This window comes from Mesorhizobium sp. P2_C5_2 (assembly GCF_056404535.1).
Genome location: NZ_JBFUDV010000005.1, coordinates 901,406 through 921,892, shown reverse-complemented (window position 1 = coordinate 921,892; position 20,487 = coordinate 901,406). Strand labels below are relative to the sequence as shown.

The 20,487-nt window shown below is 64.0% G+C and carries 16 protein-coding genes and 1 riboswitch; of the genes, 5 read left to right on the top strand and 11 right to left on the bottom strand.

Annotated elements, in window-relative coordinates:
* The first annotated feature begins 60 nt into the window (after positions 1-60).
* Positions 61-147, top strand: a riboswitch (glycine riboswitch).
* A gap of 149 nt (positions 148-296) precedes the next feature.
* The 3 genes from gcvT to gcvP are packed head-to-tail and all read left to right on the top strand — an operon-like array spanning position 297 to position 4,594.
* On the top strand, positions 297-1,391 hold the full coding sequence (gcvT, locus tag AC1D1B_RS22935) for a glycine cleavage system aminomethyltransferase GcvT (RefSeq protein ID WP_477334656.1): 1,095 nt from the start codon (positions 297-299) through the stop codon (positions 1,389-1,391).
* 6 nt (positions 1,392-1,397) lie between these two features.
* Positions 1,398-1,766 carry a glycine cleavage system protein GcvH gene (gene gcvH, locus AC1D1B_RS22930; RefSeq protein ID WP_477334655.1) on the top strand — a complete coding sequence of 123 codons (369 nt, stop codon included), beginning with the start codon at positions 1,398-1,400 and terminating at the stop codon, positions 1,764-1,766.
* A 17-nt stretch (positions 1,767-1,783) separates the two neighbouring features.
* Positions 1,784-4,594, top strand: coding sequence for an aminomethyl-transferring glycine dehydrogenase (gcvP, locus tag AC1D1B_RS22925; protein ID WP_477334654.1), 2,811 nt, complete (start codon positions 1,784-1,786; stop codon positions 4,592-4,594).
* 12 nt (positions 4,595-4,606) lie between these two features.
* On the opposite strand, the gene AC1D1B_RS22920 is transcribed toward gcvP, so the two are convergent.
* The 10 genes from AC1D1B_RS22920 to cpaB form a co-directional block, all read right to left on the bottom strand.
* Positions 4,607-5,776, bottom strand: a complete 1,170-nt coding sequence (locus AC1D1B_RS22920; RefSeq protein WP_477334653.1) for a GGDEF domain-containing protein — start codon at positions 5,774-5,776, stop codon at positions 4,607-4,609.
* Between the two features lie 161 nt (positions 5,777-5,937).
* Positions 5,938-6,408 (bottom strand): hypothetical protein, encoded by a 471-nt coding sequence (locus AC1D1B_RS22915; protein ID WP_477265286.1) that lies wholly within the window; start codon positions 6,406-6,408, stop codon positions 5,938-5,940.
* Positions 6,409-6,571: 163 nt separating this feature from the next.
* Positions 6,572-7,405 (bottom strand): PA3715 family protein, encoded by an 834-nt coding sequence (locus AC1D1B_RS22910; protein WP_477334652.1) that lies wholly within the window; start codon positions 7,403-7,405, stop codon positions 6,572-6,574.
* Positions 7,406-7,525: 120 nt separating this feature from the next.
* Positions 7,526-8,494 carry a type II secretion system F family protein gene (locus AC1D1B_RS22905; RefSeq protein ID WP_477334651.1) on the bottom strand — a complete coding sequence of 323 codons (969 nt, stop codon included), beginning with the start codon at positions 8,492-8,494 and terminating at the stop codon, positions 7,526-7,528.
* 1 nt (position 8,495) lies between these two features.
* Positions 8,496-9,461 (bottom strand): type II secretion system F family protein, encoded by a 966-nt coding sequence (locus tag AC1D1B_RS22900; RefSeq protein WP_477334650.1) that lies wholly within the window; start codon positions 9,459-9,461, stop codon positions 8,496-8,498.
* 4 nt (positions 9,462-9,465) lie between these two features.
* Entirely contained in the window at positions 9,466-10,887 is a 1,422-nt protein-coding gene (locus AC1D1B_RS22895) for a CpaF family protein (RefSeq protein WP_477334649.1), read from the bottom strand.
* Positions 10,884-12,098, bottom strand: a complete 1,215-nt coding sequence (locus AC1D1B_RS22890) for a CpaE/TadZ family protein (protein WP_352588834.1) — start codon at positions 12,096-12,098, stop codon at positions 10,884-10,886. Before AC1D1B_RS22890 ends, AC1D1B_RS22895 begins: the two co-directional genes overlap by 4 nt.
* 44 nt (positions 12,099-12,142) lie before the next feature.
* Entirely contained in the window at positions 12,143-12,409 is a 267-nt protein-coding gene (locus AC1D1B_RS22885; RefSeq protein WP_477334648.1) for a hypothetical protein, read from the bottom strand.
* A gap of 4 nt (positions 12,410-12,413) precedes the next feature.
* Positions 12,414-13,814 carry a type II and III secretion system protein family protein gene (locus AC1D1B_RS22880; protein ID WP_477334647.1) on the bottom strand — a complete coding sequence of 467 codons (1,401 nt, stop codon included), beginning with the start codon at positions 13,812-13,814 and terminating at the stop codon, positions 12,414-12,416.
* Between the two features lie 78 nt (positions 13,815-13,892).
* Positions 13,893-14,798 (bottom strand): Flp pilus assembly protein CpaB, encoded by a 906-nt coding sequence (gene cpaB / locus AC1D1B_RS22875; protein ID WP_477334646.1) that lies wholly within the window; start codon positions 14,796-14,798, stop codon positions 13,893-13,895.
* Between the two features lie 258 nt (positions 14,799-15,056).
* On the opposite strand from cpaB, the gene parE reads away from it, so the two are divergent.
* Complete coding sequence (parE, locus tag AC1D1B_RS22870; RefSeq protein ID WP_477334645.1) at positions 15,057-17,111, top strand: DNA topoisomerase IV subunit B; 2,055 nt, start codon at positions 15,057-15,059, stop codon at positions 17,109-17,111.
* 44 nt (positions 17,112-17,155) lie between these two features.
* Entirely contained in the window at positions 17,156-19,222 is a 2,067-nt protein-coding gene (locus AC1D1B_RS22865; protein ID WP_477334644.1) for an FUSC family protein, read from the top strand.
* Between the two features lie 4 nt (positions 19,223-19,226).
* On the opposite strand, the gene AC1D1B_RS22860 is transcribed toward AC1D1B_RS22865, so the two are convergent.
* On the bottom strand, positions 19,227-20,348 hold the full coding sequence (locus tag AC1D1B_RS22860; RefSeq protein ID WP_477334643.1) for a DUF2336 domain-containing protein: 1,122 nt from the start codon (positions 20,346-20,348) through the stop codon (positions 19,227-19,229).
* Positions 20,349-20,487 lie beyond the last annotated feature (139 nt).

The following is a 20,487-nucleotide window of genomic DNA, read 5'->3' as shown; positions in this document are numbered from 1 at the left end:
GTGACAAGGTGTCGCCGACAAGCTATGGATGGCGCGTCGAGGGCTCGGGGTTCTGAGTCCTACCTGTTTGCGGGAGAGAGCAGCGCGAGCTGCCGCCGAAGGGGAAATCGCCCGAAATCTCTCAGGCAAAAGAACCGTAGACGGGAAAGACACTCTGGAAAGTCGGGGCTTGCCCCCGCGCCGAAGGTGTAAGCGCCGCTGACAGAGTTCCGGCTGCGCGAGTCTCTCAGGCTTCAGACAGAGGGGCACGGACTGGTCGCCATTCGCGGCCGATTGCGTGCGACTCTGGAGATGACATGACGGGCGACACCAAACACCTTCCCCTCGAAGATCTGCACACCGCCGCCGGCGCGCGCTTTGGCGCCTTTGCCGGCTGGTCGATGCCGCTGACCTATCCGGCCGGCGTCATGAAGGAGCACCTTCACACCCGCGAACATGCCGGCCTGTTCGACATTTCGCATATGAAGCTGTTCGAGGTCAGCGGACCGGACGCCGTGGCCCTGCTGAACCGCGCCTGCCCGCTCGATGCCGGCGCGCTGGACATCTCGCAGTCCAAGCTGTCGTTCTTCCTCAACGAACATGCCGGCATTCTCGACGATCTGATCGTCACCCGGCTTGGCGATACGCGCTTCATGGTGGTCGCCAATGCCGGCAACGCGGTGGCCGACGAAAAGCATCTGCGCGCGCTGGCCGCGGATTTCGATGTGAAGGTCGATGCGCTCGACCGCGTCTTCCTGGCGATCCAGGGGCCGGAAGCCTGGGCTGCCCTGTCCCGCGCCGGCATCGAGACCGGCTCGCTGCTGTTCATGCACGGCATCGAGCCCAGGAAAAACTGGTTCATGAGCCGCTCCGGTTATACCGGCGAGGACGGTTTCGAGATCGGCCTGCCGGAAGCTGACGCACGGGCTCTGGTCGCGAAACTGCTCGAGGATGAACGTGTGCTGTGGATCGGCCTTGCCGCCCGCGATTCGCTTCGGCTTGAAGCCGGGCTCTGCCTGCATGGCCAGGACATCACGCCGGAGACCGACCCGGCAAGTGCGGCCCTGATGTGGGCAATCCCCAAGGAGATCCGTGCCACTGGATCCTTCATCGGCGCTGATGTCTTACGCAAGACCGCACAAGGCCCGTGGTGGAAACGGGTCGGCTTGAAGCCTGAAGGCCGCCAGCCCGTGCGTGCCGGTTCTGCCCTGTTCGATGCCGACGGCAATGCCGCTGGCCATGTCACCTCCGGCGGATTTGGTCCGTCAGTTGGCCATCCCGTCGCCATGGGCTACGTCCCGACAGCTCTGGCCAAGCCGGGCACAAAGCTGTTCGCCGACGTTCGCGGGACGAAAATCCCGATTAATATCAATTCCTTGCCCTTCAATCCTCATCGCTATCGCAAAGGATAAATCCCGATGGCAAAAACCTATTTCACCCAAGATCATGAATGGCTCCGTGTCGAAGGCGGCGTCGCCACCGTCGGGATTACCGACTACGCGCAGGAACAGCTCGGCGATCTCGTCTTCGTCGAACTGCCTCAAATCGGCACGAAGCTAAGCAAGGGTGACACCGCCGTGGTCGTCGAGTCCGTCAAGGCGGCATCCGACGTCTATGCGCCGGTCGACGGCGAAATCATCGACGCCAACGGCGCGCTGTCCTCGGACCCGTCGCTGGTCAACTCCTCGGCGACCGGCAACGGCTGGCTGTGGAAGATGAAGCTGGCTGACGAAGGCCAGCTCGCCGGCCTCATGGATGAAGCCGCCTACAAAGCCCATATCGGTTGATATCAGGATTTATTGCCATGACTGCAGCACTCACCCCCTTCTCGGCCCGCCATATCGGTCCCGATGTCAACGATGTCAGAGCCATGCTTGCGGTGATCGGCGTTCCGTCCGTCGAGACGCTGATCAGCCAGGCCGTGCCGCAGTCGATTCGCCTCGACCTGCCGCTGACCCTGCCCGCACCGGCGAGCGAAGCCGAAGCCTTGGCCGAACTGTCGGCGACCATGGCCAAAAACACAGTGCTGAAGAGCTTCATCGGCGCCGGTTATCACGGTGTCCACGTGCCGCCGGTCATCCAGCGCAACCTGTTCGAAAACCCGGCCTGGTACACCGCCTATACGCCCTATCAGGCCGAGATCAGCCAGGGTCGGCTGGAAATGCTGTTCAACTTCCAGACCCTGGTCACTGAACTGACCGGCCTGCCGGTGGCATCGGCCTCGCTGCTCGATGAAGCGACGGCGGTGGCCGAAGCGGTCGGCATTGCACTGCGCCATCACCGCGACAAGCGCACCAAGGTGGCGCTGGCCGGCACGCCGCACCCGCAGACGCTGGACGTCGTGCGCACCCGCGCCGAGCCGCTCGGCATCGAGATCGACGGCGAGACCATCGACGACAACACCGCTGCCCTGCTGGTCTCCTGGCCGGACACGTTTGGCGTCTATGGCGACCACAAGGCGGCGATCGACAAGGCCCGCGCCACCGGCGCAGTGGTCGTCTTCATCGCCGATCCGCTTGCGCTCACGCTGACCGAGGCGCCGGCCAAGCTTGGCGCCGACATCGCCGTCGGCCCGATGCAGCGCTTCGGCGTGCCGATGGGCTTTGGCGGCCCGCATGCCGCCTATTGCGCCGTTTCCGACAAGCTTACGCGGCTGATGCCAGGCCGCCTCGTCGGCCAGTCCACCGACAGCAAGAGCCGTCCCGGCTATCGCCTCGCCCTGCAGACGCGCGAACAGCATATCCGCCGCGACAAGGCGACCTCCAACATCTGCACCGCACAGGCGCTGCTTGCCAACATGGCGACCGCATACGCGATCTGGCACGGCCCCGCCGGACTGCAGGCGATCGCAGGGCGCATTCATGAGCTAGCCGGCCGCCTTGCGGCAGGCCTGAAAACCGCTGGTGTTTCGGTGCTCGGCTCGAGCCGCTTCGATACGGTGACCGCCGAGGTCAAGGGCAAGGCAGCTTCGATCGCCGCTACCGCTGAAAAGGGTGGCCGGTTGCTGCGCGTCATCGATACCGACCGCATCAGCATCGCCTTCGACGAAACCTCGACGGAGGCCGACCTCGGAGCGATCGCTGAGCTGTTCGGCGCCAAGCCAGCTGCTGCCGAAGCCGGCATGATGCCCGGCAAGCCGCGCGGCAAGGAATTTTTGACCCAGCCGGTCTTCCGCGACAACCACTCCGAGACCGACATGATGCGCTTGCTGCGCCGGCTGGCCGACAAGGATCTGGCGCTCGACCGCACCATGATCCCGTTGGGATCCTGCACCATGAAGCTCAACGCCGCGGCTGAAATGATGCCGGTGAGCTGGCCGAGCGTCGCCAATCTGCATCCCTTCGCGCCGGCCAGCCATTCGGTCGGCTATCGCGACATGGTCGGCGAGCTCGAAGGCTGGCTGGCGGAGATCACCGGCTTCGACGCCGTCAGCCTGCAGCCCAATGCCGGCAGCCAGGGCGAATATGCCGGCCTGCTCGCCATCCGCGCCTATCACCGCGCGCGCGGCGAAGGCCATCGCACCATCTGCCTGATCCCGCAGTCCGCGCACGGCACCAATCCCGCAAGTGCTGCCATGGCCGGCATGAGCGTCGTCGTCGTGCGTTGCCTCGAGGACGGCAACATCGACATGGACGATATGCGGGCCAAGGCCAACGAGCATTCGAAGAACCTCGCGGCGCTGATGTTCACCTATCCCTCGACACATGGCGTCTACGAAGAAGGCGCGCGGCACCTCTGCGCTCTCATCCATGAGCATGGCGGCCAGGTCTATTTCGACGGCGCCAACCTCAATGCGCTGGTCGCGCTGGCGCGGCCCGCCGACATCGGCGCCGACGTCTGCCACATGAACCTGCACAAGACCTTCTGCATCCCGCATGGCGGTGGCGGCCCGGGCGTCGGCCCGATCGGCGTCAGGGCGCATCTAAAACCCTATTTGCCGGGTCATGTCACCGAGGGGTCGGCGCATGCCGTGTCGGCCGCACCTTTCGGCAGCGCTTCCATCCTGCCGATTACCTGGATGTATATCCGCATGATGGGCGCCGCCGGCCTGAAGCAGGCGACGGAGACGGCCATCATCTCGGCCAACTATGTGGCGACGCGGCTCGCGCCGCACTTCCCGCTTCTCTACAAGGGCAGGCACGATCGCATCGCGCATGAATGCATCCTCGACACCCGCGTGCTCAAGGAGAGCGCCGGCATCAGCGTCGACGATATCGCCAAGCGGCTGATCGACTACGGCTTCCACGCGCCGACCATGTCGTTCCCGGTCGCCGGCACGCTGATGGTCGAGCCCACCGAATCCGAGCCCAAGCGCGAGCTGGACCGGTTCTGCGAGGCGATGATCGCCATCGCCGGCGAGGCGGCGAAAGTGGCGAAGGGCGAATGGCCGCTCGAGGACAACCCGCTGGTCAATGCCCCGCACACGGCCGCCGAAACGCTGGCCGGCCACTGGACCCACCCCTACTCGCGGCTGGAAGCGGCCTACCCCGCCGGCGACGTGGATACGGCGGCCAAATACTGGCCGCCGGTATCGCGCATCGACAATGTCGCCGGCGATCGCAACCTGGTCTGCTCCTGCCCGCCGCTGTCGGAATATCTCGGCGCCGCCGAGTAACACTCTGGCCGGTCAGGCTGAACGCAAGGCCGGCCCATCGGCCTTGTTCATACGATCGTGGACAAGCACGCGGTTTCGCCCGGCGTGCTTGGCCGCGTAGAGCGCCTTGTCGGCCTCGGCCAGCACGTCGTCGAGGCTGCTGCCACCCTCCTTGCCGAAGCCGATGCCGCCGCTGACGGTGCTGCGCAGCGGACCGCGCGGCGTAGGCACCACTTCCGCCCCGAAGGCGACGCCGATCCTGCTGGCGAGGTCGTAGGCCTTGTCTTCATTCATCCGCGACATGACCAGCGCGAACTCCTCGCCGCCCAGCCGGAAGGCGTCGACGCCGGCCCTGTCATACTTCTTGATGATTGCGGCAAAGCGGCAGAGCACCCGGTCGCCGACCGGATGGCCATAGACATCGTTCGTCCGCTTGAAGTGATCGAGGTCGAACATGGCGACCGACATGAACGGACCGAAGACGCGCTCGCCGTAGAGCGAGTTCAAAGCCCGCCGGTTCATCAGTCCGGTCAGCGGGTCGGTCAAGGTCTCGGCCTTCAGTTCGATCTGCGCCTGCAAATGATGCAGCGACAGCGTCAGCGCGCCGAGCGCCGTCATGCAGGCGACCGCCACGACCGAATTCAGCCGCTCGGCCCAATTGTCGGGTGCGACGCCGAGCACCCACTGACCCTTGACCAGAAGCACAGCGCCGCAGAGGCCGAAGGACAGACCACAGACGCCGCTCAGGGCCGAAACGACCAGCAGAATGCCGCGATCATGACCGCCCTTGATCCAGAACATCACGCCGATCGAAGCGAGCAGCACTGTTACCGTCACATAGGTGAGGATGAAGCCGACACCGTCGAAGCCGAGATAGGTCACCCCGGCGCAGACCACAATCGCAAGCAGGGTCGGCAGGACGGCGCGACTGTAATTTCGCACGTCGAGGTATTGCATGGCTGAAAGCGAAAGGGCCAGGAAACCGAGGCTGAGTAGCGCCAGCGCTGCCTGGCAAAGCCAGGGGTTGGGCTCCCTCGTGTAGCGCCAGAAGACGACGACATGGGCAACGAGCACCAGGATACCGCACGCCACCGTCAACACGAAGCGTGCGCGCGGCGCCGTGAACCAGATCGCAAACATGGTAATGCTCAGGCATGTGCCTGACAGCGCGGCGGCCAGCAGGAGCGAACTGAAATCAAGCATGGGTGAACGACAGCCTTCAGGGATCGTCGGTTGCGCTGCATCATAGGCGAGCGGTCGCTTCGAGATACCGTTTTTGGCCGGGCTTCCAGTGCAACTTTCCGACAGGGTTTACAAACCGTCGATAGATAACGGCAGATGCTGCAAACGACGGTTGCGAAGCCTTACCCCTTGTTGAGCAGCGCCAGATTGGCGTTGACGACTGTCGGGTCGGCCATGCCGGCCCTTGCTTCCATCAGCAGGGCTCTTGCCTTCTTCTTGTTGCCGCGCAGCAGCTGCGAATAGCCCATATTGTTGACGATCTGCGGCTTGCGCCCGGCAACCTTCAAAAGCTGGTCGTAGGCACGGTCGGCGAAGTCGAAGCGGCCGAGCTCGTCATAGGAGGCGGCCAACCCCATCCATCCCTCGGCGCTGTCGGCCTTCAGCTCCACGGCCTTGCGGAAATGCTGTTCAGCCAAGCCGTAATTGGCATCGCGGAATTGCGCCTTGCCTTGCGCCAGGTCGGACGTGCTGACGTCCTTTGCCGCCGGTTGGATCGATGTGGTCTTGGTCTTGTCGACGTTTTCGGTCGTACAGCCGCTGACCATCAAGACGGCCGTTAGCGCGGCCATTGCCGTGAAACTTCTGTGACGCATGCCCCTGGCCCCAATCGCCCGATTTACCGGGTCATTCTCTGGGAATCATTTGTACAGGAGAGCGATTAAGCTTCGGTGCTGAAATGCGCTGAAAATTTGGTTTCCGGCATACCAGCCATTAACCACCAGGCGCAGCCTTCGATCAGCACCGACGCGGGCGGCCTCAAGGTTCCAAGACGTTGAGCGCCGCCGGAACCGGATAGCGGCTGCCGTCATAACGCAGCCGATGGGTATGGCCTGTGGACTTGCCGGGATGGGACTGGCACTCCCCGTTCGCATCAGGAAATGGATTATCGGTATCCGATCGCTCGACCACGGTAATGTCGTGATAGCCGTGATGTATCGCCCGGCCCATGGTCAGCGTCACCTGAGTGGAATGAAACGACCCTGCGCAGTTGGTATCGCCCTCGCCGCCACTGCCTGCCACGATCATGCCAGCGAGCACCACCCGCAGGCCGTTGCCGTCAACCGCATAGAGCCGCAGATCGGTCTCGCTAAAGGGATTCGGCTGCGAATGGTTTGCCATCTCGATGCGCAGGCCGAAGGCGGTGACATTCGGGGCCAGCCCATAGCGGCCAGTGTCGAACTCGATCTCGCGGATTGCGATGGCGTCATCCGTCATCAGCCCGGGTTGGAGGAGGCGCTGGCGTACCTGTTGGCTATTCCTGTCGATAACCAGTAGCTCGATATCGCCGACATGTCGGTCGTCGCTGGATTGGGCGCTGTCGAGCAGCGGCACTGCGACCAGCAACAGTTCGTCATGGGCGGGCCAGATCTTGCAGACGAGACCGAATGGCGTATCGCCGTCCCGGAGGGTCCGAGCGATGCTGGTATGGGGCTCAAGTGTGAACGAGGCGCCGTCAGCACTCTTTCGAGCCTTGGGATAAGCCTGCTGCACGAGAGCGGCGGCGTCGCCGCAGTCGCCGGCCGCAGCCTGGGCGAGCGACAAGCCGGCCGTGGCAAGGCTGAGGAAGACGGTGCACAGGACTATTCGCATTCGCTGATCACTCATTTGCTGATTTTGCCGAAGCGGCCACGCTGGCCGGGTTCCGCGAAATCCAGGGAGGGCTAATTGAAGTGAGTAACCGCAGGAAGTCGCCGGGCGGCTCCGACGTATCTACTGCGCGGCAGTCATTTTTACGATGATGGGAATGACGGCGATCATCAGCACCACCGGCAGGATGCACACCACCACCGGCACTGACATCTTGGCCGGCAAGGCATGTGCCTTTTCCTCGGCCAGCGACATGCGCTTGTGGCGCATTTCGTCGGAGAACACGCGCAGCGCCCCGGCGAGGCTGGTGCCGAGTTCCTTCGACTGCTGCAAGAGCGTGGCGAAGGAGCGCACCTCGTCCAGGCTGAGGCGATCGGCGAGCGCCTTCAAGGCATCGTCGAGGCTGCGACCGGCCCTCAGTTCCAGCGACACCAACTGCAGGTTCTGGCTGAGCGACGGATAGGTCTTGGCCAGTTCCTTCGAGACCCGCTCGATGCCGGCTTCCATGCTCATGCCGGCGTCGGAGCAGACGATCATCAAATCCATGAAGTCGGGAAAGCCGTTGCGGTATTCGCGCATCTTTTCCCGCACCTTCTGGCTGAGCACCAGGCCGGGCACGAAATAGCCGGCGGCTCCCGACAGGATGATGAAGGTCCAGCGGCTGGTCGCGGTGGAATCGGCGCTTGCCATCCAGTGGTTGACCAGGAACGCGCCGATCGCCGTGCCCACGAGGCAGGCAAAGCGGATCAGGAAGAACGTGCCGACGGCGCGCGGCTCCATGTAGCCCGCCTGGATCAGCTTCATGCGCAGCCGGGCGACATTTTCGGGATCGCTCTTGGCGTAGAATTCCTGCGCCCGCTTCACCGCCTTCTCGCGCACGACGCTTTGGCTCTTCTTCGGCGGCGCCGCCTCGACCTGTTCGGGAGCCTTCTTGTCGTCGACCTTGAGCCGGCGCTTAAGATCGTTACGGTCGCCCTTGGCCATCACCAGCGGCCATGCCACCGCGCCACCGCCCAAGGCCAGGAGCATCGCGGCCACCGGCATCAGCGACGTCGGCGCCAGCGAGGCGAGAAACTGGATCACCTGTTCCATCTCAGAACCGGAAATTCGACATCTTGAACATGATGATGTTGCCCAGCATCAGCCATGTCACCGAACCGCCCAGCAGATACCAGGTCTTCGGCACATCCCAGACGCTTTGATAGAATTGCGGCATCATCACCATGATGGCGGCGAACAGCAGCGCCGGCACCGCCGTCAGGATATAGGCCGACATACGGCCTTCGGTCGAAATGGCGCGCACCTTGCGGCGCAGCTTGCCGCGTTCGCGAATGGTCGTCGACAAGCCGTCGAGGATCTCGCGCAGATTGCCGCCCGAACTCGTCTGGATCGACACCGCGGTGACGAACAGCGGCAGATCCTCTTGGCCGACCCGGTCGAACAGCGAATTCAGCGCCGAGACCAGGTCGGAGCCATAGGTCACTTCGTCGGAGATAACGCCGAACTCGCTGCCGATCGGATCGGGCATCTCGCGCGACACCATGGAGATCGCAACCGGCACCGGATGCCCGGCCTTGAGGCCGCGCGTGATCAGCTCCAGCGCCTCCGGCAACTGCACGCCGAACCGCTTGACCCGCCGGCTGCGCTTGGTACGCAGCACCAGCACCGGCAGCAGTGGCGCGAGCATCACAAACAGCAAGATGGCGAGCAGCAGCGGCAGGCCGTACCAGAGCGTGGTGAGCATCAGCGCCAGTGCCACGCCCGTCGTGATGGTCAGGAATTTCGGCAATGGCATCACCATGCCCGACTGCGTGCGCAGCGCGCGGAAGCGGTCGGGCGAGAACAACGACGTGCCGGCATCCAGGCCGCGCTCCTTGCGCAGCTGGATCAGCACCTGCTCCTGGCTGATCTTGTTTTCCTGCAGCTTCATGCGCCGGTTGATCGCCACGCGCTTGTCGCTGCGGCCGGCATAAAGCAGATAGCAGCCTTCGGCGATCATGATGCCGGTCAGCGCTGCCGCGGCATAAACGACATAGATTGGGCTGAAACTCTCGAACACGCAGCTACTCCTGCGGCCGGCCAGGTTCGAAATATTTGCCGGGGAATTCGATGCCCATATTGCGCAGATCCTCAAGAAAGCGCGGGCGAATGCCGGTCGCCTCGTAGTGACCGAGGATGGTGCCATCGGCTTCCATGCCGGTGCGCACGAAGCGGAATATCTCCTGCATCTGGATGACGTCGCCTTCCATGCCGGTCACCTCGGCGACGCTGGTCACCTTGCGCTTGCCGTCGGACAGACGCGTCAACTGGACGATAAGGTCGAGCGCGCTGGCGATCTGGCTGCGGATCGACTGCACCGTCATTGGCATGCCGGTCATGCCCAGCATCTGCTCGAGGCGTGAAATGGCATCGCGCGGCGTGTTGGCGTGGATGGTCGCCATCGAACCTTCATGGCCCGTGTTCATCGCCTGCAGCATGTCGAAGGCTTCCTCGCCGCGGCACTCGCCGAGGATGACGCGGTCGGGGCGCATGCGCAGCGCGTTCTTGACCAGGTCGCGCTGTTTCAGCTCGCCATGACCTTCGATGTTGGCGGGGCGCGTTTCCATGCGCGCGACATGCGGCTGCTGCAGCTGCAGTTCGGCCGCGTCCTCGATGGTGATCAGCCGCTCGTCTTCCGGAATGAAGGCCGACAATGCGTTGAGCATCGTCGTCTTGCCGGTGCCGGTACCACCGGAGATGATGGTGGTCTTGCGGGCGTGCACGGCGGCGGCCAGCACCTCGGCCATGTTCTGGGTGATGGCGCCGAATTCGACCAGCTTGTGCAGGCCGAGCTTGTTCTTGGAAAACTTGCGGATCGACACCAGCGGCCCGTCGACGCCCACCGGCCGGATGGCGGCGTTGAAGCGTGAGCCGTCGAGCATGCGGGCATCGACCATCGGCTGCGATTCATCGACGCGGCGGCCAACGGCGGCGACGATCTTGTTGATGATGCGCAACAGATGCGCCTCATCCTTGAAAGGAATATGGACCTGCTGCAGCTTGCCGCGTTTTTCGACGAAGCAGTTCTGGTGGCCGTTGATCAGGATGTCGTTGATGTCAGGGTCCTTGAGCAGCGGCTCCAGCGGGCCGAGGCCGACCATCTCATCGACGATGTCGTCGACCAGCGCCTCGAGCTCGACGGTGTTGATCGCCATCCGCTCCTGGCGGGTCTTTTCCGACACGAATTCCTGCACCTGCCGGCGCATTTCGTCCTTGGGCAGGCGCTCCAGCGCGACCAGGTTGATCTCTTCGAGCAGCATACGGTGGATGCGCACGCGGGCGTCGAGCACCTTGTTGGCGCTTTTTCCCGGTGTTGTATCCGGCTTCGGCGGCAAGGCCTTGCGGATCGTCGGAATGACCACGGCGTGGTGCGCAACCGGCGCCGCCTCGGAAGGCTTCAGCGGACGGACGTCACGGTTCTGCAGGGTCGAGAAGCGGCTGGTCATCCGGCTTTCCTCTTCAGGAGGCCCCTGCCGATGCCGAACAGCGAGCGTGATTTCTCCGGCGTCGCGACGGCTTCTTCCGGCAGGATGATCTTCTTCAGATCGTTGACGACATTGGCGTTCGGATCGATCTCGTGCAGCGGCACGCCGCGGTCGACCGCCTCACGCACAAGCCGGTAATTGTTGGAAATGCCGCCGACGAAATGCTCGCCGAGAATTTCCTGGACATCCGCCTGTTTGATGCCGTTGTCGAACATCTTCTGCTCGAACCGGTTGACGATGACATTCGGCTTCACTTCCTTGCCGGCCGTCTCGTAGACCGCCTGGATCAGCCGCTGTGTGTGACGCAGACACGGCACCGTCATTTCGGCGACGATGTAGAGTTTGTTGGAGCCAAGCAGCACGGTCTCCGTCCACGGAAACCAGGTGCGCGGCATGTCGATGACGACATTGTCGAAATAGGCAGAGACGAGATCGAGCATGCGCACCACGACATCGGTCTTGAACGAGCGCATTTCCGATGGATGCGTGGGGGCGGCCAGCACGCAGAGCCCGCTCGCATGCTTGGACAGCATCACGTCGAGCAGCTGCCGATCGAGGCGCTCGGGCTGGTTCTCGATTTCGGTGATGTCGAAGCGCGGTTCGAGGTCGAGATATTCGGCGCAGGCGCCCTGCTGGAAATTGAGGTCGACGACACAGGTCGAGGCGCCGCGCGTCACCGAATGATGCAGCTGGAAGGCGGTTTGCAGCGCCAGCGTCGTGGTGCCGACACCGCCGGCGGCCGGCATGAAGGTGTAGATCTGCGACTCGGTGTTTTCCTCGCGTCCCGGCCCTTGCAGGGCGCGGATGGCCGAACGCACCAGATCGGCAGTGGTGATCGGCTTGACCAGGAAATCGGCGACCTGGAGCTGCACCAGGATGCGCACCGCTGCCGCGTTGAACTCCTGGGTGACGACGACGACGGGAACGCGGCCTTCGAGCCGGCGCATGATGCGCTGCAGCGACTCGATCTCTTCCAGCTTTGCCGCATCCATGTCGACGATGAGCGCGCCGAAATCGGCTTCCTGGACCTCGCCGCGCAGTTCGGAGATGTTCTTCTCGACGGTCGAAAGCTGGATCACCTCCGAGGCCGCGAAAGCGGTGCGCGTATCCTGCACAAAGGTCCGGTCGCTGGACACCAGCAGGATTTTCTTGGTCTTGATGCCGCTTGCCATTTTGTCAGCCTGTCAGGTCATTCCCGGTCAAATCGCCAGGCAAATCAATCGGTTGTCGCTGTTGGTTGCACGGCCTTGGCGGCAGCCGCCTGATCGGCGGCGTTCACCGCGGCGTCACTGCGCTGCGCCGGCACCAGCAGCCTGGTGTTCTGGACGCCGTACTTCCAGGGATCGACCATCTGCATGGCCGTATTGGCAGCTTGCGCGTTGCCGGCGGCCGTCGTCGGCCCTTCGCTGCGGATATAGTCGTCGCTGGTGCAGGCGCTGGCGAGGCCGGCGAGCAGCAGGGCGATGCATGGTCCCACGCGCATGGCTTCAATCCTTCGGCAGGTCGAGGAAATGCCCGACCGTGGTGACCGGGGCCGACTGCGCCGTGCTGCCGCTGGCCATTGCCATTGCACGGTTGGCGTCGGACGTTTTCACTTCCTCGGTGTTGTTGAGGAAATAGTCGACATTGCTGGCCGGCTGCGTGCCGTCGGTCGGTTCGAGCAGCTTCTTCGATGGATCGACCGGCTTGACCAGATAAGGGGTGACGATGATCACCAGGTCGGTCTCGCGCCGCTGATAGGATTTCGAGGAAAACAACGAACCGAGCACCGGCAGTTTGCCGAGGCCGGGAAGGCGCGAGGTGGTGATGTCGTTCTGCGACTGCAGCAGACCGGCGATCATGAAGCTCTGGCCGTTCTTCAGGTCGACCGATGTCCTGGCGCGACGCACGATAAAGCCCGGCACCGAGATCGTACCGATATTGTACGAGGCCGAGGCATCGATCGAGGACACTTCCGGCGCGATGTCGAGGCTGACCAGCCCGTCTTTCAGTACGGTCGGCGTGAAATCCAGGCTGACGCCGTATTTCTTGTAGCTGACGGAGATCTTGCCATTGTCCTCGGAAACCGGGATCGGGAACTCGCCGCCGGCGAGGAAGCTTGCCGTCTGGCCCGAACGGGCGATCAGGTTCGGCTCGGCCAGCCGCCTGGCAAGGCCACGCTCCTCCAGCGCCTTGATGGCGACGTCGATCGACAGGCCGTTCGACAGCAGCCGGCCGATGATCTCGCCATTGCCGGCCGCTGGCAGCGAGCCAGGCTCGATGGTGACGTCGCGCCCGCCAAGGCCGTACGCGAAATTGGCGCTGTATTTGGCGCCGAGATCCTGTCCGGCCTGACGGTTGATCTCGACGAAGCGAACGTTGAGCTGAACCTGCTGCGACGACGAGATGTTGACCGAATTGATCACTTCCTCATTTCCGGAGAAGCGGCTGGCGATCTTGCTCGCCTTCTCGGCGGCGACGGCGTCATCGGCCTCGCCCGACAGCACGACGCGGCCGTTGGCCGAGCCAACCTTGATGTTGGCGTCCGGCACGCTGGCGCGAATGGTGCTGGCCAGCTGGTCGGTGTCCAGCGTCACTTCGATGTCGACGGTGCCGACCAGCTGCTTGTTCTCGTCGAACAGCGCGATGCCGGTGGTGCCGAGATTGTTGCCCAGCACATAGAAGGACTTGTCGGTCAGCGGATTGACGTTGGCGATCTCCGGATCGCCGATGACGATCTGATAGAACGCGGCATTGGTCATGATCGTCTTCGGCTTGCCCTTGGCAACCTTGATCGACGCATTCTTGGTCGACGACACATAGACGATGTCGTTGTCGGCCCTGGCCGGCGCGCTGAGGCCGAGCATGGCGGCCGCGGCGAGACAAGCCGTTACCGCAAGCGCCCGCATTGGGCGCAGCCTTTTCGTCATCCGATATGCATGAAGTCCCGACATCTGTCCCGTCCCTCGTCCGGTCCCCACCGGCAGTTATGGCTGGTCCCGCGCAGGAACCTGGTATTCTTCGACCTGCGTGCCGCGCGTCACGATGATCGTCTTGAATTTCGGCCTCTCAGGCTCCTTCGTCGCGGCAGTGAACAGCGCGCCGGCCGCAGCCTGGACGCCGGAGGCGACCGAACCGCCGAAGGATGAGATGGTGGTGACGCCGTCCTTGGCCGTGCCACCATCGGCGGCCGAGCGGAGCGACAGCGACAAGGTGCCGACGGTGCGGGCGAGCGCCACTTTCTGGGCGCCGTCCGTTGTCACCTCGATTGTCACGGAATTGGCGATCTGCGGCGTGGTCTGGCGCTGGTCGGCGCCCTGCCCGACGGTCAGCACCTTGGCGTCGGAGACGACGATCTCGGAGGTGACCGTGGAGCCGGCCGCGCCTTGCGCGTTCTTGGCCACTTCCTGGATTTCGCCGGCATCGCGCGTCAGCACCACGTCGACCCGGTCGCCCGGCATCACGAAGCCGCCAACACCGGCGATCTCATCGGTGCGGATGGTCACCGCCCGCATGCCGGGCGTCATCATGTTGGACAGCGTCGCGCGGCCATTCGGCCCCGACAGCTTGCTGATCAGCACCGGCTCGTTGATCTCGATCGGCGACAGCACCACGCGGCTGCCTTCGGCAAGCAATGCATTGATGGTGGTGAAGGCGCCCTGCGGCACCGAGCCTTCCGACCACGGGATTTCGGTGAGTTGCGCGCGGTCCAGTTCCATGCCGTAACGCAGCGGCGCATTGGCCACGACGATGGTCTTGAACTCGACCTTGGGGGTCACGGGCGCCGGGATCGATGCCGTCTTTTCCTCGGCATCGGCCTTGGCCTGGCTTTTAACCCAGAAATCCGCGGCAAAGATCGAGATCGCGCCGAAAACGGCGGCGATGCCGATCATGGTTATGGCCTTGCCCCTCACAACTAACCCCTGACACCTGATGGTCTTTTATTTGTTGAGGCCACGCTAGGCCGCATAGTTAAAGATTCAGGAATCCCGGGCGCTCCGCACGGACCTATTTTCGCCGGCTTGGTTATCGAAAGGTTTTAGGATAAGAAGGGGTTAAATCCCCGAACGTAACAGGAACTTCCGTCGCTTGGCGCTGAAAAGCGTGGCAGTATCGGCGGGTGATTCGCGGCACCGGATTCTATGGCAGGCATGGACGACAACAACGATCTTTTCGGCAATCTGGAAAAGCAGCCGCAACCTGCCCGCGCGACCGCGCGCCCGGCTGATCCGCTGGTGCAGGCCGCGAAACGCCCTGTTGCCACCAAGGATGGCAGCGAAGGCTACAGCGCTGCCGACATCGAGGTGCTGGAAGGGCTGGAGCCGGTGCGGCGCCGTCCCGGCATGTATATTGGCGGCACCGACGACAAGGCGATGCACCATCTGTTCGCCGAGGTCATCGACAATTCGATGGACGAGGCGGTCGCCGGCCATGCCACCTTCATCGATGTCGAGCTTTCGGCCGACGGATTTCTGACCGTTACCGACAATGGCCGTGGCATTCCGGTCGATCCGCATCCGAAATTCAAGAAGCCGGCGCTCGAAGTCATCATGACGACGCTGCATTCGGGCGGCAAATTCGACTCCAAGGTCTATGAAACCTCCGGCGGCCTGCACGGCGTCGGCGTCTCCGTCGTCAATGCGCTGTCGGACCATCTCGAAGTCGAGGTCGCACGCGGACGTCAGCTTTACCGCCAGAGATTCTCGCGCGGCGTTCCGGTGAGCGGGCTGGAGCACCTCGGCGAGGTGCACAACCGCCGCGGCACAAAAATCCGCTTCCATCCCGACGAGCAGATTTTTGGCAAGGGCGCTGCCTTCGAGCCGGCGCGGCTCTACCGCATGACGCGCTCGAAAGCGTATCTGTTCGGCGGCGTCGAAATCCGCTGGAGCTGCGATCCGTCGCTGATCAAGGAAAAGGACCAGACGCCGGCCAAGGCGGAATTCCATTTCCCCGGCGGCCTGAAGGACTATCTCAAGGCGTCGCTCGGTGACGACTTCCAGGTGACGCGCGAAATCTTCGCCGGCAAGAGCGAGAAACAGGGCGGCCACGGCTCGCTGGAATGGGCAGTGACCTGGTTCGGCGGCGACGGCTTCATCAATTCCTACTGCAACACCATCCCGACCGGCGAAGGCGGCACACATGAGGCCGGCTTTCGCAATGTGCTGACGCGCGGGCTTCGCGCCTATGCCGACCTCGTCGGCAACAGGCGCGCTTCGATCGTCACCTCCGAGGACGTCATGATCTCGGCGGCGGGCATGCTGTCTGTATTCATCCGCGAGCCGGAATTTGTCGGCCAGACCAAGGACCGGCTGGCGACGATCGAAGCCATTCGCATCGTTGAGACCGCCATCCGCGATCCCTTCGACCATTGGCTGGCCGACAATCCGCAGGAAGCCTCGAAGCTGCTGGAATGGGTGATCGCGCGCGCCGACGAACGGGTGCGCCGGCGCCAGGAAAAGGAAGTGTCGCGCAAGAGCGCGGTGCGCAAGCTCAGGCTGCCCGGCAAGCTCGCCGACTGCACCCAGAATGCCGCCGCGGGTGCCGAACTGTTCATCGTCGAAGGCGATTCGGCCGGCGGCTCGGCCAAGCAGGCGCGCGATCGCGCCAGCCAGGCCGTCCTTCCGCTGCGCGGCAAGATCCTCAACGTCGCCAGCGCCGGTACCGACAAGCTGGCGGCCAACCAGCAGATTTCGGACCTGATCCAGGCGCTCGGCTGCGGCACACGCTCAAAATACCGCGACGAGGATTTGCGCTACGACCGCGTGATCATCATGACCGACGCCGACGTCGACGGCGCCCACATCGCCTCGCTGCTGATCACCTTCTTCTACCAGGAGATGCCGAACCTGGTGAACGGCGGCCATCTCTATTTGGCGGTGCCGCCGCTCTATTCGATCCGGCAAGGCGGCAAGGTTGCCTACGCTCGCGACGATGCACACAAGGACGAGCTCTTGCGCACCGAGTTTACCGGCCGCGCCAAGGTCGAGATCGGCCGCTTCAAGGGCCTCGGCGAAATGATGGCCGCGCAGCTCAAGGAAACCACCATGGACCCGAGGAAGCGCACGTTGCTCAGGGTCGACGTGATCGATGCCGTGGCGGCGACCAAGGATGCGATCGATGCGCTGATGGGCACCAAGCCCGAGGCGCGCTTCCGCTTCATCCAGGAACGCGCTGAATTCGCCGCGACGGAAGTGCTGGATATCTGAGCGTCGGCCGGTCTAGCCTGCGCTTCTGATACGGAGACCAGCTTGTGATCTGGGCGCGGCTGAAAAGCTACTTCGAAACCAGTTTGGCGGGACTGACGCAGCCGACCCGCTCAGACTGGATTTTCGCTCTGCGCACCGTTTCGGCCGGCCTGATCGCGCTTCTCGTTGCCTACGCGCTGAAACTTGACCACCCGCAATGGGCGATGATGACGGTCTTCATTGTCGCCCAGCCGGTCGCCGGCATGGTGTTGGCGAAAGGTTTTTACCGGCTGCTCGGCACATTGGCCGGCGGGCTTGCGGCGATCGGCATCACCTCGATTTTCGGCACCAATCCCTGGCTGCTGGTCACGGCGTTGTCCGTCTGGATCGGCATGTGCACCCTGGTCTCGTCGCTGCTGCGCAACCCGGAAGCCTATGGCGCCGCCCTTGCTGGCTATACCGCGATGATCATCGGGCTGCCGGCTTTCGGCCAACCGCATGTGATCGTCGATCTCGCTGTCGCGCGCTGCGCCGAGATAGTGCTCGGCATCGTCTGCGCCGGGCTGACCAGCCGGCTGATCCTGCCCAAGCTGGCGGCCGACGCCATCATCTCCAGGCTGAAGCGCAGCATCCTCGACCTTGCCACTTATGCAGGCGGCGCTTTTTCCGGCGGCGACCCGGCGACGCTGGCCGGCCTGCATCGCAAGCTGATCGCCGATGCCCAGACGCTGGCCGAGATGCGCACCTATGCCCGGCTCGAAGCGCCGAGCTTCGCCACCCGCGCACATCCGGTCCGCCGCACCATCGGCCAGCTCCTGTCGGCGCTGTCGGCGGCACGCGCGCTGCATTCGCACGCCGCGCCGAAAAACGCCGCGCTCATTCCGGTGCGCTCTGAACTGCGGGCGCTGGTCAGCGAACTTGCAGCCACGCCCGAGGCGCTGGACGACACCTCGCCCTGGGTGACGCGGCTCGACGCGATCGCCGGCAAGGCCCGGCAAATGCCCGACGCCTCGACCGATCAGGGCGACGACAGGGTCGGAACCATAACGCGCCTCACCATCGCCGCCGATTTCGCCGAAGCCTTCAAGCAGGTGCTGCGCGGCCTCGACGCTTTGCGCGCACCAGTGACGCGCACGGGCCAGGGCAACAGGCAGCCGCCTGCGCTGGTGCACCGCGACTACCCCGGCGCGTCGCGCAATGCCATACGCGCCGCCATTGCCACGCTGGCGGTCGCCGCCTTCTGGCTGACGACGAAATGGTCCGACGCGGCCGGCACCGTCATTCTCGTGGCCGTCGTCTCCAGTCTTTTCGCTGCCCGGCCTGACCCGGTGCAGGTATCCTGGGGCTTCTTCAAGGGAACGCTGCTGGCTTTGCCCTTTGCCTTCCTTGTCGGCCAGGTCGCCCTGCCTGCCCTGCCCGGCTTCGGCTGGTTCGCGTTGTTTGTGGTGCCGATACTGATACCGACGGCGCTGGGCATGGCCAGTCCGCGCACCGTCGGCGTGGCGACCGCCTTTGCCATCAACTTCCTCGCCTTCCTCAGCCCGCACCAGGCGATGACCTATGCTCCAGGCCCGTTCTTCGCCGGCTCGGCGTCGGTGCTGGTCGGTATCCTGCTGGCGATCGGCGTCTTCATCGTCGTGCTGCCCGCCGATCCATGGCTCGCGGCCAACCGCATCGTGCGCGCCATGCGCGAGGATCTGGCGCGGCTGTGCCTGCATGATCGGGTGCCTCGGCGTTCAGCCTTCGAGAGCCTTGCCTATGACCGGATCAACCAGCTGATGCCACTTTTGCAAAACGCTGGCAGGAAAGGCGATGCTATCCTCGGCGGCGGCGTCGCCGCCGTCACCGTCGGCCTCGAAATCCTGCGCCTGCGCGCCGCACAGCAGAGCCCGGCCATTCCTTCCGAAACCGCGCTTTCGATCGCCAATTTCCTGCGCGGCCTAGCGCGGGAACTGCTGTTTCGCACACCCGGCGATCCGCAGACGGCGACCGTCGCCGTCGCCCGGCAATACGCAGCCAGCCTCAGCGAACGCAGCGGCAGCGCCGACACGCTGCAGATCGCAGCCTCGCTGCGCATCATCGCCGCCGCGATCGAGGATTTCCCGGATTTTTTCACCAAGGATCGCGACTAGGGTCTCAGGCCGCCGCTATCGCCAGCGCATGTCCACGCGCGTTTTCGCGCAAGGCGTCGAGATGGATGGACTTGACCAAACCGGCGAGATCGCCCTCGGTGGCCTGGCCGCCGAGCTCCTTCAGCATCAGCCAGCTGACTTCCTGCACGCCGGCGACGCGCTTGCCGTTGGCGACTTCGCGCCAGATCTTGAGCGCGCGCAGGATGATGGCGTGGGTGGGAGCGGCAAGGCCGGCACTGCGAAACAGCGCCTGCAGCGCAACGTCGTGTCCGCCGGCGAGCAGCGCCCGCACCCGCTGCTCCGACTGCTGGCTGAGCGCGACCAGGGTCGAGCCGAAAAAGTCGACCTTGCCATGGGCGATGGTGCGGATAATGAAGCTCGCGGTCAGGTCGCCGCGCAGGCGCAGATGTTCGATGAGTGCCGCATGTTCATCCGTGCGCGTGCCTTCAACCAGCCGCACCGAAGCCTTGACGCAGGCATCGCGCGTGACGCGCTCGGCTCTGGCCGCCCCCATCAGCGCCATCACCAGCGGCGAACCCTTCAGCGTTTCGCCGAGCTTGACCAGCAGCATATGCCGGCAGTCGGCAGGCAGCCGCACGTCGGTAACCATTGCCTCGCGCAAATGGGCGACATGGCCATGCCGCTCGGCCATGCGGCGAAAGCTGAGCGACGCGATCTCGGCACCGTCATTGGCGAGCAGCGCGGCGCACGCTTCCGGTTCGCCGATCTCGGCAATGGCAGCGGCAACCGCCATCGAGACGACCGGCCGGTCGGCGATCAGTTTTTGCGTCGCCTTGTGACCGGCGGCAACGCGGTCGATCAGGTCGGCATCGGTGAGCAGCGGCGAGCGCGCCAGCACCATGGCGGCCACTTCCGGTTGATCGGAGGCGAGCGCGCTGATGATCTGCAGCGGGGCGTGATGGCTCATCGACAGCGCCTCGGCCAGCGCCAGCCGCACCTTCGACGAGGCGTCGTCGAGCAGCAGCGTCAGCGCGGCCTCGGCGGCGCAGCGGTCCTCGAAAGGCAGGTCGGAATTGATGTAGGCGCGGGCCAGGGCGCTCGCCGCCGCGGCACGCTCAGAAACCCTCGCCGTGTAGATCCATTTGAGAAAATGCGAGACAACCATACTGCCTGCTTACGCCCCTTGCCGGAAAGCTTCCGGCCCCAGGAATGACCCTAGGCAGAAAAGGTTTACGAACGGTTCACCATGTTTATTAACTGGCTTGCGGGCGGGATAGGCAGCGCCTATCAACCGTCAATCGGAT